Annotated in this window: 11 protein-coding genes; 10 read left to right on the top strand and 1 reads right to left on the bottom strand. The window is 57.5% G+C overall.

Annotated elements, in window-relative coordinates:
* Window positions 1–60: 60 nt before the first annotated feature.
* From GD429_RS00055 to GD429_RS00015, 9 genes are all read left to right on the top strand, one after another.
* Window positions 61–945 carry a hypothetical protein gene (locus GD429_RS00055; RefSeq protein WP_152855147.1) on the top strand — a complete coding sequence of 295 codons (885 nt, stop codon included), beginning with the start codon at window positions 61–63 and terminating at the stop codon, window positions 943–945.
* Window positions 920–2497, top strand: coding sequence for a tetratricopeptide repeat protein (locus tag GD429_RS00050; RefSeq protein ID WP_321574294.1), 1578 nt, complete (start codon window positions 920–922; stop codon window positions 2495–2497). The genes GD429_RS00055 and GD429_RS00050 overlap by 26 nt, the downstream gene beginning before the upstream one ends.
* Before the next feature lie 2 nt (window positions 2498–2499).
* The gene (locus GD429_RS00045; protein ID WP_152855146.1) at window positions 2500–2694 is read left to right on the top strand and encodes a DUF2274 domain-containing protein; all 195 of its coding nucleotides are present in this window, start codon (window positions 2500–2502) and stop codon (window positions 2692–2694) included.
* Between the two features lie 145 nt (window positions 2695–2839).
* A complete protein-coding gene (locus GD429_RS00040) occupies window positions 2840–3739 on the top strand; it encodes a hypothetical protein (protein ID WP_152855145.1) in 900 nt (299 codons plus the stop codon).
* Between the two features lie 51 nt (window positions 3740–3790).
* Complete coding sequence (locus GD429_RS00035) at window positions 3791–6790, top strand: DEAD/DEAH box helicase (RefSeq protein ID WP_321574293.1); 3000 nt, start codon at window positions 3791–3793, stop codon at window positions 6788–6790.
* A gap of 85 nt (window positions 6791–6875) precedes the next feature.
* Window positions 6876–7781 carry an AbiJ-NTD4 domain-containing protein gene (locus GD429_RS00030; protein WP_152855144.1) on the top strand — a complete coding sequence of 302 codons (906 nt, stop codon included), beginning with the start codon at window positions 6876–6878 and terminating at the stop codon, window positions 7779–7781.
* A 106-nt stretch (window positions 7782–7887) separates the two neighbouring features.
* Window positions 7888–8601, top strand: coding sequence for a TIGR02391 family protein (locus tag GD429_RS00025; protein WP_152855143.1), 714 nt, complete (start codon window positions 7888–7890; stop codon window positions 8599–8601).
* 205 nt (window positions 8602–8806) lie between these two features.
* Window positions 8807–9784 carry a hypothetical protein gene (locus GD429_RS00020; RefSeq protein WP_152855142.1) on the top strand — a complete coding sequence of 326 codons (978 nt, stop codon included), beginning with the start codon at window positions 8807–8809 and terminating at the stop codon, window positions 9782–9784.
* A gap of 79 nt (window positions 9785–9863) precedes the next feature.
* The gene (locus GD429_RS00015) at window positions 9864–10559 is read left to right on the top strand and encodes a hypothetical protein (RefSeq protein ID WP_152855141.1); all 696 of its coding nucleotides are present in this window, start codon (window positions 9864–9866) and stop codon (window positions 10557–10559) included.
* A gap of 380 nt (window positions 10560–10939) precedes the next feature.
* On the opposite strand, the gene GD429_RS00010 is transcribed toward GD429_RS00015, so the two are convergent.
* The gene (locus tag GD429_RS00010) at window positions 10940–12325 is read right to left on the bottom strand and encodes a tyrosine-type recombinase/integrase (protein ID WP_152855140.1); all 1386 of its coding nucleotides are present in this window, start codon (window positions 12323–12325) and stop codon (window positions 10940–10942) included.
* Between the two features lie 635 nt (window positions 12326–12960).
* On the opposite strand from GD429_RS00010, the gene GD429_RS00005 reads away from it, so the two are divergent.
* Window positions 12961–13758, top strand: coding sequence for a DUF2971 domain-containing protein (locus tag GD429_RS00005; RefSeq protein WP_193727027.1), 798 nt, complete (start codon window positions 12961–12963; stop codon window positions 13756–13758).
* The last annotated feature ends 142 nt before the right edge of the window (window positions 13759–13900 follow it).

Genomic DNA, 13900 nt, shown 5'->3' with positions numbered 1-13900 from the left:
ACGGGTGCGAGTAACGCACGATCTAGCTTCGCACAGACGCTAGGAATACGAGGGAAATGAATGAAGGACCAACGACCGGAAGTCGAAGTTGATGGGGATTGTCAGCAGGCTAGTATGCAGCGGTATACAGCTGTTTGGATTGTCGTCTGCTTAGTATTGCTACAGTCAGGCTTCGCAATGATCCATTTTCTCACGTGGCTATTACATAGCTACGGGAGATGGAGCGTGATATTTGATTCTCCTTCTCGTGTCGCTCTGTGGTCGACAACGATTGTGTGGTCGATGGTATCGCTGATTTCGGTCAGCTTGATCTCGATGGGACATCGAGTAGGGCGTAGCTTGTATACGTGCGGAGCGACTGTCTGGGGGCTGTCGATATTCGTGTTAGCGCCGTGGCCGCTTGCGTTAAGCGGCACCATCTTGCCGTTGTTGGTGTTGTCGATGTTGTATGGTCGTGGTACCCGGCAGTATCTAAAGGACGGTGTGGTGTTGGCGTGCGAGAGGGATACCACGAAGCGTGGCACTATCGCCGGCGCGCTATGGATCTTTGCTGCAGTGTACTTCTACGCGGTCTTCTTTCTGCAGTTGACCAACAAAGGGTGGTTAGCTGATATTACGAACGGTCCGCAACGCTTATGGGTCGTCCTCGCGATGCCGGCAATTCCGCTCATTGCCGTTCGGGCGACTCGCAAGGGCGCTCGGCAATGGTGTCTGGGCTTATTCCTGTTCGTATCAGGGTTGTCCGCATTTTTTGTGCTGCTAGGCTACGTTCCATATAGTCGAGCACTAGTGGGCGCGCTTGGTCCCGGTTACGTGGGGTATGCGGTGCCGTGGGCCGGAGCAACGATGTGGGTAGGGTGCTTGCTGCTCCTTGGTGGCACGTTGATTTTGGTGTTTCGACCAGGTAAACGAAACACGCGTGCAGATCGCTGGGCAATTGATTGACGACATGATCCGGAATAGAAGAATCATTAGAGCCTTGCAACTGACTGTGCTTGCCAGCACCGTCAGTTGCGCTATGTTGGTCCATGCGTCTGTCGAAGACGCCGAATCGGCAGTGAAAGCCGGTCGTTATCAAGATGCCATCGTTGAGCTGCAACGGCTCACGGCGACCGGAGACGCGCACGCTAAGGCCGACTTGGGATGGATGTATCTCGTCGGACTTGGTGTGCCACGTGAATTGACGAAAGGCCGACAATTGGTTGAGCAGGCTGCTGCGACGGGCAACAGCGACGCGCAGGTGATCTTGGCTGCTACGTTGCTTTCAGTCGATCCTCGTCCAGAGAGCTATGCCAAGGCAGCGCAAATTTTGCGCAAGTACGCTGAACAGGGTAATGCACAAGCGCAAGCGCAACTTGGCCAGATTTTGACGACCGGAATTGGTGTGCCCCGCGATCTCGAGCAGGCAGTGCATTGGATCAGATTGTCTGCCGGTCAGCACAACGACTTCGGGCTCTACTTATTTGGGACGTTGTATGACAACGGGATCGGCGTTCCTCGGGACGGATTGCGTGCACTGGCGTTGTATCGTGAAGCGGCGAAGACAAAGTTGTCCGCTGCGGAGTTCGCGATCGGCAACGCTTACGAGAAGGGGCGTGGCGTATCGATCGACTATCCTGAAGCGATGGCGTGGTACAAGCGAGCGGCGAACGTGAAGTTTGCGTTGGCGATGTCGGCGATAGGTCGTTTGTATGCCAATGGCCTTGGTGTACCTGTTGATGCGGCGCTTGCGGAAGACTGGTTGAATAAGGGTGCGGCGGCAGGTGATGCGAGTGCGTTGATCGATCTTGGAACACTATATGCGCTCGGAAAAGGTGGCCGTAAGCTAGATGGCGAACGCGCCGCCTTTTTTTACCGAAAGGCGGCGAACGCTGGACTGCCTGCAGGCTGGAACGCTCTCGGTTGGATGTATCTCTACGGTAACGGTGTTGCAAAGGACGCGACGAGCGCGTTCGGCTGGTACCTCAAGGCGGCACGCGCTGGATTCGCGCCAGCACAGGTCATGGTGGCGCGCCTGTATCTCACTGGGCGGGGTGTCGCTAAGGATGGCGAGACGGGGAAGGGTTGGATGCTTCGTGCTGCGGGTGCGGGCGATACCGACGCCCAAACCTGGTTGGGGCGCTTCTACTTGTGGGGTACGCCGCCATTCGAGCGCAATGAGGTGGAAGGGTTGCGATGGCTCACGATGGCCGCGCGTGCGGGAAATACCGATGGTCAATTCTGGTTGGCTGACGCATACGTGGACGGCAGGAAAGTGAGGGCAGATCCGGTGCGTGGCTATGTTTGGATGAGCATTGCGGCGAGGCAAGGAAACGAGAGCGCGAAATCGAATCTGGACGGAATCAAGTTCATGCTGTCACACGATCAGATTGAGCGCGGGGCCGCGGCTGCGGCTCAGTGGCAAATTGATCAGGACGTTGTGATTTTACCGGAACAGCCTGGCGGCATGGCGACGAGGCTGTTCAATCTCAATGCGCCGTTTGCACCTGGCGATTGACGATGGACTATTTCGGTGAGCAATGGAATGCGAATGGCAAGAATGGAGATTCAGCGGGGCGGTCGCGCGGCGTTGACGAAGGAAATGTTGTTGCCGCTGTCGACCGAGAGGCAATCGATGCTGCGAGCCTGATCCCACTCATGCTGGAAGCGCTCATGGCCGGAGATCAGGGATTTCGGCGCGAGCAAGAGAAATGACCTTCGCCATTCTTTGGATGGGGCGAAGACAGGAGTTTTGTATATTTCGAGTGCCGTGTTTGTGGCTAGGTGCTGGTATTCTTAGACGTCGGCGGAGACAAGGAATTGTAGGGCCGCCAATCAACTTGGGAGATAGCGCGCTTTCATGGCACAGCCTATTGTCATCCAGCTCCAAGAGCTGGCCTCGGACAGCAATCACGATATAAGCGACCTCCTTCGTAAGGCGCTGATGGTTGCGACCAAACTCAATCTCTCGACTTTTCGTGAATGGATTCTCGCTGAGCTGAATGGTTACGCAGGCGTTGCCAGTGAACCGCTTCCTGGCTACCGCCTTATCCAAGGGGATTTGCGAGTTCAAAACCCTTTTCATGGTTTGCAGCCTTTCTTCGTGCCACAGGACATACATGATTCCATTACCCTGGCTCACGTAACGGAATCTGTGGCCTCCATTCAGCAGTTGATCGAAGGCTCGAAAAATGCGTATCTCGTGTTTTATTTTTCGCCTGAGCAAGAGCGCATTTTGATGTCAATGCAAGACAGCATCGCGCCGCTTCGACCGTTGCGCGCGATTGGTTCCAACAAGCTAATCGCCATCATCAACACCGTCCGTACGCGCATTTTGGAGTGGTCACTTTCCCTCGAGTCAGAGGGCATTCTCGGAGATGGACTTTCATTTTCCTCGAAAGAGAAACAAACCGCCATGCAGAGTCAAAACATTCGCATTGAGAACTTTCAAGGCATCTTGGGTAACGTGGAAGGCAGTTCGGTCACTCAGACCAATACTCAGCACATCACGGCTTCGGATTTTTCTTCGCTTGCGCGCTATCTGGCTAATCAAGGTGTTGGCGATACCGAGATTCGAGAACTGGAGTTGGCGGTGCGGGATGATCCTGAGCCGGTTCATGGGAAGGGATTCGGCCCGAAAGTAAGCACGTGGATTGGCAAGATGGTTTCTCTGGCTGCGTCCGGCGGGTGGGAAGTTAGCGTGTCGACTGCTGGAGGGGTTCTCGCAGCGGCCTTAAGCAAGTTCTATGGACTGAGCTAATAGAAAGACGTTCGAACGTTATTTGCGGATACGACGAATCTTGGGGGCGGCGTGGCGATCAAAGCAATTTTCGTGGGCATTAACAAACACCTCGACGCGACGATCCCCGAACTGGGCGGGGCCCGCCGCGATGCGACGGCGTTGTGGGCGCTGTTCACCGACACCGTCGACGGCCTGGCTGGCCGACTGCTTGTCGATGAGGCCGCCACGCATGCAGAGGTGTCGCAGGCCATCCTCGGAACGCTGTCGGCTGCGGGCCAGGACGACGTGGTCGTCATCACATTCGCTGGACACGGTTCTCCCGATGGAAACCTGGTGCTGTTCGATACCAACGCAGCCGATCTTTCGAGTACTGGGCTGTCGATGGCGGGCTTGGCTGATGCTTTCAAGGCGACGAAGGCGCGTGCGGTGCTGTGCGTGCTTGACTGCTGTTTCAGCGGGCAGGCGCCTGCGCGCGTGCTGGAGGCCGCAGCGCGCCCGCGAAGCGCATTTGCGTTGACTGGGATTTACGGCGAAGGGCGAATTCTGCTTGCCGCCTGTGCAACCAACGAATCCGCCTGGGAGCAGCCGGGGACCGGACACGGACTGCTCACGCATGCCGTGATCGAAGCGTTGACGGGCGCGGTCGGCGACTCGGTCAGCTTTCCGGAAATCGCCGGCGAGATCATCCGGCTGGCGCGTGTCGAGGCCGAGCGTATCAGCGTGACACAGACGCCTGTATTCCTAGGTAACGTCCAGGGCGGTCTCGTGTTTCCGACTCTCAAGCGCGGCGACAACTACGCGGCTGCGTTCCCGGCCAGAGCGGTCCAGCAAATGTCGGGGTCGTTTGCGGAATTTTCCGCGCACGGCTTTCCGCCGGAAATCGTTGATCAGTGGACGATGGACTTCCCGCAAGGCCTCAACGCGCTGCAACTCAAGGCAGTCAACGAACACGGCGTACTGGCCGGCAGATCGCTGCTGGTGGTCGCGCCGACCAGCTCGGGTAAGACCATGATCGGCGAACTAGCTGCAATTCAGGCAGTCACAGCCGGCAAGAAAGCGGCGTTTCTGCTGCCGTATCGGGCGCTGGTCAACGAGAAGTTCGAGGAGTTCAGCGAGCGATACGGACCCGCGGGGCTGCGCGTGGTTCGTTGCAGCGGTGATGCAACGGATGGCACGGGCCCCGTGTTGGGCGGCCGCTATGACCTGGGCTTCTTCACTTACGAAACTTTTCTCAATCTGGCGCTCGGCTCGCCGCTCCTACTCAACCAGGTCGGCCTCGTCGTATTTGACGAGGGGCAGTTCATCACGGACCCGCATCGAGGCATTACGGTCGAGTTGATCTTCGCGCTTCTGCTGCGGGCGCGTCAGCGTGGCATCGAACCGCAATTGGTGATCCTGTCGGCGGTCATTGGCAACCTCAACAGCTTCGATCGTTGGCTCGACCTGCCGTTGCTGATGTCCCGCGAGCGGCCTGTGCCCCTGGTCGAGGGCGTGCTTGATCGGCGCGGGACGTTCCAGTTCGTCGATACGGACGGCACCACCAAAACGGAAATCCTGTTGCCTGCGCATCACATCGTGCAGCGTCGCGACAAACCCAGCTCGCAAGACGTGATCGTGCCGCTGGTTCAGCAACTTGTCGCGCATGGCGAAAAGTTGCTGGTCTTCCGCAACATGCGCGGTCCGGCACAGGGCTGCGCCAAATACTTGTCCAAGGAATTGGGCCTGGGTCCTGCGACTACCGTCTTGGGCGCGCTGCCGACTCAGGATTTGACCGGTGCCTCGCAAGATCTGCGCGAATGCCTTGCGGGTGGCACTGCGTTCCACAACACCAATCTCTTGCGCGCGGAGCGTGAAGCCGTCGAGAAAGGTTATCGCGAAGCCTGCGGCGGTATCCATGCGCTGGTGGCCACCACGACGCTGGCGGCCGGTATCAACACCCCGGCATCTACGGTGATCCTGGCCGAGAATGAGTTCGTCGGTGAGGATGGCCGGCCATTCACCGTCGCCGAGTACAAGAACATGGCAGGACGGGCGGGACGGCTCGGATACAACGAGACCGGCAAGGCCATCATCCTCGCCGACACCCCGATGGAACGTGCCCAGCTATTCCAGAAGTACGTGCTCGGCGTGCCAGAAGACGTGAAGTCATCTTTCCAACATCGCGACCTGCCAACCTGGACATTGCGCTTGCTTAGCCAGGTTCGGGGCTTGCGCACCACCGAAATTCCTGGCCTCCTGGTCAACACGTTCGGCGGCTACTCTGCATCACGCGCAAACCCGCAATGGATCGCGATGGTGGAGCATGAAGTCACCGCTTTGGTCGAGCGTCTGTTGCAGGCGGGGCTGGCCGAGCGCGAGGCTGAGTTAATCCACCTGACCCTGCTCGGACGCGCCTGCGGCGCTTCGTCTTTGTCGTTCGAATCGAGCCTGCGGCTGGTCGAGTTGATGAAACAACTGAACGCTGCACAGACGTCGCCCACGCAGGTGCTGGCAATGGTGCAGGTCCTCGACGAGATGGATGCGATCTACACGCCGGTCATGAAGCGGGGCAGGTCGGAGAGCGTGCGCGCTAATGATGTGGCGCAGCGTTATGGTCATGCGATGGCGCAGGCGCTGCAGCGATACTGCCGGGACGAGATTAAGTTCTGGTGCCGATGCAAGCGCGCGGCGCTCTTGTACGACTGGATCGAGGGCACCCCCGTCGATGTGTTGGAGAAGCGGTTCTCGACCACGCCCTTCGGTGGCGCCGTCGGATACGGGAACATCATCGGTATCGCCGACGCAACCCGATTTCACCTGCGCTCGGCGCACCAAATCCTGTCGGTGCTCTTCCCGGATCAGCCCGCATTCCTGGCGGGACTCGACGAGGTCTTGCAGCGACTCGAATTCGGCCTCCCGGCTGGTGCGCTGCCGCTCACAAACTTGCCGCTCTCTCTGACTAGGGGGCAATACCTTGGGCTTTTCAACGTCGGATGCGTGACGCCGGAAGCCGTAAACGATTTGGGCAGAGAGCAGCTAGAAGCATGCATTGGTCCAATTAGCACGTCGCTGCTGAGGCAACAAGGATGAACACCATGGTCTTGCTCAGGGGAACGAGAATTTTGGATAGACAGCTCGCCACCATCGCGTCGCGGCAGGAAACGGAGTCAACGCGATGAGCGACTACTTCAGCGATCGTCAGAACGGTCCACGTGCACGCACTGAGCAGGTAATCTCGCCCACAGTCTGGGCGGGGCTGGTGGCAACGGTGCAGGCGTTGATCAATAGCGGCGCATTCGGCCTGCGCTTTCCCGAACGCTGTCCGGATGGACAAGCCACTTGCGGAGGCGATGCGGACGCCTTGGCTGCTTCCGTAAGAGCAGAAATGCCGGGCCTGGCTTGGCCGTTGGAGACCGTCTCCATTGATGGGGAGGGCTACTTTGCTGAGCGCCAGCCGTTTGCGCCGGACACTTTGCTTGTCTTGGACTTCATCGAGTTCGTTCACGCATCAGTAGCAAAGCCGATCTCGGGGAAGTATCACGACTTCTTCAGTCATCACCACCTGAGCTTCGACCAGGAGGCGGGGCAGGAGGATTTCCGCGTGACTGTCAATCGCATATTCGCGCGCAACGGAGTTGCGTTCGAGATGCTGCTCAATGGTCGAATTGAACGAGTGCTTCCGCCGGTGCTTGGAGAAGAACTGAAACGAACGTTCTTCAATACCGGGGATCGCACGCTCGACAACATGCTCGACGAGTGCCGAGCTAAGTTTTCTGACCGCAATCCCTTGGTGCGGCGCGAAGCGCTGGAGCGGCTATGGGACGCATGGGAGCGGCTCAAATCACTGGCTGACCCGACCGACAAGAAGCGCTCGGTCAAGATCATCCTCGACGCGGTGACTTCCGTGCCGTCGCTGCGGGAGAGACTGGAAGCAGAAGCGACAGAGCTGAACTCGATTGGAAACAGTCACCTTATTCGACATTCGGAGATCAGTCAGGTACCGGTGATCGATGTGGATCAGGTCGACTACCTGTTCCACCGACTGTTCGCCATGATTCAGTTGCTGCTGAGAAAAAAGTAGAAGTACAAATGCTAGTGCGTTACGCGACGCTGCCGACGGCCGCCCTGGCGTCATGCCGCATCTGTGATGCCTTGTTAAATGGAAAAGATCAACGGGGAAAGACGCGATGCTGGAATGGTACTTGGAGGTAAATGCCGTGTTTCGGGCAATGCGTCAGAAAACGATCGACGCGCAAGGCCTCCTTGCGAGCGGCGATAAAGCAGGGGCCAAATTGATCAATGGCTATTTGAAAGCTGACTATCAACTGCTACGTACGCTGTGGACCGGCGCAGGATTCCCTGAACAAGATATGGGAAATCTTGGGAGGCATATCGGATTTGGTGACGCCAACGACTACGACGACATTCTTGCGCGCGATCTGCCCCAAGTGGAGGTGAGGGCAGAAGCGCATGTGCGCGACGCGACAGGCACCAAACCGAACATGGGCTTCGAGGAACTGCTGCATCCGGTTATCGTCGCGCATGCCTTCCAGCACTATGTGGACGGACACTACCGCGATGCTGTGTTGAACTCGGTCGTTGCAATCTTTGATCTGATGCGAGAGCGCACCGGCTTGGATCTTGACGGTGCGGCGTTGGCAACACAAGTGTTGAGCTTGGAGAAGCCGCAATTGATCCTCAGCGAACTCGCAACGGAGTCGGGCAGAAATGACCAGAAAGGGTTCATGCAAATTTTGGCCGGTGCTTACCTTGGCATTCGCAATCCCAAGGCTCATTCGCTAAATCATGATCTAGACTCGCAGAAGGCCGCGCAGTATCTGATCTTCGCCAGCCTTCTTGCTCGAAGAATCTACGAGGCGAAAGATGCTCAGAAGACCTGAGTCGCGCTAGTTGGACTGTTGCTTCTCGCTACGATTGCGAGGGGCCAGGGCTCGGAGATGACCTGCGAAAGAATGCAGCTGGCGTGCAAGGTCGAACACTTCGGAGTGTGCTTCCGCCTCAGTGCTCTTTAAAGCGGAACAGGGTATCGATGGCCTCGGTGTGTGACGAAGGTCCATCGTTTGGCGAATCAACCACGGAGGGAGAATGAGTTTTACGAGCTTTGAAGATGCCGACGACATCGTCGACCGATTTATCAATCTGTTGCACTCGTTCGGCATTGATCCAGCGGTCGGCTCCAGAATCGAAGATGAGTTCCTCTCGCCGCTGCAGTTGCTCGAGTCCACCCGCAATCTCGGTGCGTTGGCTGGCAATCCCCAGTTGCTGGCAGATGCCGGCGGTATGTACGACTTCGCGGCGAAGCTACTGGCTGTCGAGACCCAGCCTGAATTCAAGTCGTTCGTCCCGCACTTGAGGTTGTTCGAGGCAGGTGCCGAGTTCGCGACAGCCATACAGCCGAAGAACGGCGACATCCGAGATGACGTCAACCGAAAGCTGGCCGAGCTATACCTGGGCTCGCTCGCCATCCACTTCGCATACGATGTCCAACTGGATCATCCGGTGACGTCCAGGGGTGACAACCCGGACGTGATGTTCAGAGTGGAGCCGGAGGGCTTTCCTGCATCTCGTTGGGCCTTGGCAATCAAGACAGTGAGCTCGCATGCGGGGCAGACCATCTTCGAAAACATCCAGAAGGCTGCGAAGCAGATCGACGCAGCCGCGTGCCCTGCGGATCGAGGTATGGTTGTCATCAGTCTCGCGAACTCACTGCAGCACGAACAGCTCTGGAAAAGCACCTACGCCTCGCTGAACCGAGCGCAAGCAGCGCTGGGCACGCAAATGGACGAGCTGATCGCTGCGGTCGAGACCGGTAGACCTGCCTCGGAGTGGGAGCCGCTGTTCGCGCACCGGGCCTCGCCGCTGGTATTCTATTTTGGTCAGGCGGTGGTCAGGCTACATCTGCCCAATGGCAATGAAGTACCGACCATCCTGAAGATGGCTAAACTGGCAAATCCTCTCGATCGAGAGGATTCGGTTGGGCAGACAATTGCCTACGAGCTCAATGAGCAGATGCAGAGGATCTTGCTGGGCATTCCCGGCGCTCCTGGTCAACTGCCGGCGTGATTTCTCTATATTCCGTCGTCGGATGTTCGTGGAGGCCGATCGATGACACAGCTGCTAGCTTATTGAAGAGTCGAACTACATGGGTGAGATAAACATTCCCCGCGCTGACCAGGAGGCTCTGAGAGCGGTTGAGCGCGATGTGCTGAACGAGCTCATCGACCAGTGCCTGCAAGAGGAGCGGCTCTCTGCATTGCGACCGCTGCGGCTCGACAACTGCGGCCCCTACATCGCCTCGAAAGTTCGCGAGTTAGAAAAGGCACTGGATACGTACAGCAAGGCGAAAGCCGAAAAGAAGCGTGCCGAGACGAGGTACGATGCTCTTTCCGCTGGCAGGGATCTGTTACACGCGGTGCTGCTAATGAAGCAGCGGATGGCTACGGAAGAGGAAGAGGGGCAGCGCTTCCATGTCGATGACCTGATCATGCCACCCCATCGGTTCGGCGAGAGGATATCCGTGCGGGTGAACTATCGGTGGCGCCCTTCGGCCGCGGACCCATGGGCCTATGGCGACATCACTATTTTCCATGATGTAGATATTCGGCCCGACTTCACCCTGGCTCCGCCGAAGCGCAAGCCAAGCGCTGCGCGACAAGCCCAGGAACGACAGGAGACGCTGTACCGCGAATGGGAGCACCTCAAGAGCCTGGCGCTCCACTCGGTCAGGGACTTTTTCAGGGACGGTGGCGACGGCGGAGAGATTCCGAAAGTCTTCCAGGTAAAACTAGATGCACACACGCGCCGATTGAACAATTTCAGCGCTAAGTTCTGGCTTTGAGGTCTGGAAGATATGACAGCTGTCGTCCCATCGAGCAGCCTTCAAGAACCTTGTCGCGGTTAAGGGGCAGAGTGCGGACTCATCGTGCTGCGTGATGTTTGAACGCAAGCAGCCGAGGCAGGTCAGAGATGTGGCTGAATCGTGGTGATTTGCTCGGTATGGTTTGGGACGATTGACCATGTAGTCGAAAACGTCGCGGCCCCCAAACAGTCCCATCTCTCTCGCCAGCAAAAGAGGTGTGGCGTTGATGGTAAAAGCGACAGTAAAGACCTATGTCGATCACAGCGAAACCCTTTAATCATGTGGGTTTGCGAGACTTGTTGATGATCGAGTGGGGGGGGCGTCGACCATTGGCTTGATCGACAGCCGCACGAAATGCGTTATGTGCCACACATATCGATGCCTGCTTGCTCAAGGAGCCATGCTTCTTTCAAGTCGTGCCACTTGCGCAGAAGATCGATCGGGCGCCTGCGATAGTGCTTTTCGGCAATTGCAGACGGTCGGTGACCTTGGATTTGTGCTACGACGCCGGTTGGCACTTCGACCCACTCGGAAAGCGTGCCAAACGACCGCCGCAGACCGTGCAAGGTAAGGTGAGGTAGGTCAACAGCCGTCAGTGCGCTGTTATGGGCTTTTCGGGGCTCGGCAAGTTTTCCGTCTTCCGACCTGTTGCTGGTGAATACCCACGCGGAAGGCGCCCACGACTTCCCTTTTTCGATCAGATCAGCCAGTTGTCGTCTGTTCGGTGGGGTCTCGTTTATCTGCTTGAGGTTTAACAGAAGGCTCGCCAAATACGGGGTGAGAGGGATTGTGCGGCCGCCAGTCCCTTCGATCTTGTCATTCAAAGTGAGGCTTCGCCAGCGGAAATCGACGTCAGTCCATTGCAACGAGGCGAGCTCCTCCCGCCGAGCACCTGTGATTAAGAGGCCTTGAAGGTATGCGGAAATCACCGGATTGGGAATGCTGCGTACCGTCCCGAACCAAGCGGGCAATTGCTCTCGCTGAAGGCAATCTCCCTCCTTTGCTCGCTGACGCGGAATCGCGTCCATGACCGATGGATCAGTGCAGCAGTCCGCGTTTGTCGCGGCGCGAAACTGATCGGACGCAGCGCACCACCGAATGAATGCCCGGAATTTTCGATATGCATTCGTGGCCATCGTTTCACGAGTGGCTTGTTGGCTAACGAACCATGCTTTTACGGTCGCCGCATCAATCTGAGAGAGGGGCATGTCAAGGAGGGTGGCGAGCGGTCCGGCGACGGTGAGCCCGGGTCCCCGCTTCTTTGGCTCTCCACCAGGTGCCGCAGCTTGGATATGGTCTGCACGATGTCGGTCGCCCCATTTTTCGTGGGGCGCGGCGAGATAGACGTCCCAAGCGGTTCGCGCCTGGAGTGTTGTGCGCAAGCGCTCCGCTTCGGCGAGTCGTTGTTCGTTCGCTTCGCGCGCCAATCGCTCCGCCCGCGCACGGGCACGCTCCTCCTTCTCTTCGGCGGCGACTTCTCGGGGATCCTTTCCTTCGCTGACGAGTGTCTGCAGCCGTCTCGCCTCGGCTTGTGCCTTTTCGATTGTGAGGCTGCGGGGATCGCCGATCGTCACTCGGATCGTGTTTCCGTGAACTTTGGCCTGAAAGATATAGGACTTGGCGCCGTTAGCGGTGGCCCGCAGTCCAAGGCCCGGTGCCCGGCTGTCCCACATGAAAGCTTGGGATTTTCCGGGCTGGCATTGATGTGCGTCCACGCGTGCTACTGTGAAGTTGACCTTTGACATTGCGATCCATCTTGTTCGGGGACGGTTGGTTCATGTAACCGCCATGTAACCCTATTCTAGGGAAGTGGATCAATCTTGGTCAACATGAAGATGTCGATGGTTTTGTAAAATATAAGTATATTCAATTGATTACTGCTGTCGGTCAACATTGATCAACTTCAAAGAACGTCCAGTCCTTCTGCCTTCTAAGCCGTAGGTCACACGTTCGAATCGTGTAGGGCGGGCCAGAATTCCTCGCTTATTCAAGCACTTACAATTTCGCGTTAACCGCTTGGTTAGGATTGTATGCAGGTCTGCTGCACTCCCATTGTGGCGAGAGTGTGGCGAGATTCTACTTCCTTCGAAGACATCCGGCGCAAACTGCCGAACCGAAATTCAATAGAGATTTCTGCACGACCCTACAGCGCGCCGTGAACTGCCTGAGTCCCCGAGCGTCCTTCCCCCGAACTTTGGGCGTGGCACGGGAAGAGGATCATCGAATCCGTCAAAGCCCCGACCACCAAGGCACTGCCGGATTTCGCTGCCCCTGCGGGCAGTTGTGTAGAAACAGGAGATGCGCCGAACTGCTAGTCTAGTGGAGACGTACGTGCACGCACCGACTTGATGGGTACAGGGCAATGAACGGCGGAGGACACATGCGGGTTATTAACGCGGCGGCTGAACGTCATAGGTCCCTATATCACTACCAGTCCTTCAAGGACGAGAGCGTCGGCTACCTGACGCAAACTCTGCGGGAACGGACGATCCGCATGTCGAAGCCGTCGGGCTTCAACGATCCGTGGGACAGCAAACCGTGGTTCAACAGTAGCATTCTTGATGATCCGGACGAGCGAGAGCGTCACCTTCAATGGCTGATCGCTGCTGCGAGCGTGCAACCAGCCGACGCCGACGAAATGCGCGCTAATCCGGAGTTGCTGCGTGCGACGGTGGAGCTTGTAAGAGACGGGAACCTTCGGGCCATTGACGAAAATTACCGTGTGTACTGCCTCTCGCCTGATCCGCTGATCCAGCTCATGTGGGCACACTACGGGGACAATCATCGGGGCGTGGCCCTAGAGTTCGATGCGCGGGCCGGTCAAATGTTGTCAGCATTCCGTGTGGATTACAGCAGCGACTACCCGACCGTCCGAGTGTACGACGCGGAGGAGAACGCCGCGCTCGTGCCGATCTTCACGAAATCTGACGTATGGGCGTACGAGAACGAGTACCGGCTTATTGCCGAGGAGAGCATTCACCCCCTGCGGGACATGCTGCGCACGGCGGACTCGATTCTGCGGCTCGAACCGGGCGCATTGATAGGGCTGGTGATCGGTTGCCAGTGTGACGCAGACCACGTGCTTGACATTGTGGACCGACATGCGTCTGATTTGCGGGTACGGCGTGCGGTGCGTGTAATGGATAAGTACGAGCTACGGCTGGAGACGCTCCGCTAAGTGTGCTGGGGCACTTGGCGGTCTCAAGAATCAAGTGCAACGTTTAGCTAAGCCGGCTGCGGCCAGTTCCATGGCCATAGCCTCTTCCGGCGTTTTCCAATTCAGGGTTTGGCGAGGACGGCCATTCATCAATTTGGCGATA

Source organism: Burkholderia sp. BE17 (assembly GCF_009362305.1).
In the GTDB taxonomy this organism is placed as follows: domain Bacteria; phylum Pseudomonadota; class Gammaproteobacteria; order Burkholderiales; family Burkholderiaceae; genus Burkholderia; species Burkholderia pyrrocinia_C.
The sequence above is the reverse complement of the archived record's forward strand: the minus strand, read 5'-3'. Positions and strand labels throughout refer to the sequence as shown.

What these genes read in the sequence shown, in the direction of transcription:
- GD429_RS00015 (WP_152855141.1), top strand. Translation starts at nt 9,864, where the DNA reads ATGGGTGAGATAAACATTCCCCGCGCTGACCAGGAGGCTCTGAGAGCG.
- GD429_RS00040 (WP_152855145.1), top strand. Translation starts at nt 2,840, where the DNA reads ATGGCACAGCCTATTGTCATCCAGCTCCAAGAGCTGGCCTCGGACAGC.
- GD429_RS00020 (WP_152855142.1), top strand. Translation starts at nt 8,807, where the DNA reads ATGAGTTTTACGAGCTTTGAAGATGCCGACGACATCGTCGACCGATTT.
- GD429_RS00055 (WP_152855147.1), top strand. Translation starts at nt 61, where the DNA reads ATGAAGGACCAACGACCGGAAGTCGAAGTTGATGGGGATTGTCAGCAG.
- GD429_RS00010 (WP_152855140.1), bottom strand. Translation starts at nt 12,325, where the DNA reads ATGTCAAAGGTCAACTTCACAGTAGCACGCGTGGACGCACATCAATGC.
- GD429_RS00025 (WP_152855143.1), top strand. Translation starts at nt 7,888, where the DNA reads ATGCTGGAATGGTACTTGGAGGTAAATGCCGTGTTTCGGGCAATGCGT.
- GD429_RS00030 (WP_152855144.1), top strand. Translation starts at nt 6,876, where the DNA reads ATGAGCGACTACTTCAGCGATCGTCAGAACGGTCCACGTGCACGCACT.
- GD429_RS00045 (WP_152855146.1), top strand. Translation starts at nt 2,500, where the DNA reads ATGGACTATTTCGGTGAGCAATGGAATGCGAATGGCAAGAATGGAGAT.
- GD429_RS00005 (WP_193727027.1), top strand. Translation starts at nt 12,961, where the DNA reads ATGCGGGTTATTAACGCGGCGGCTGAACGTCATAGGTCCCTATATCAC.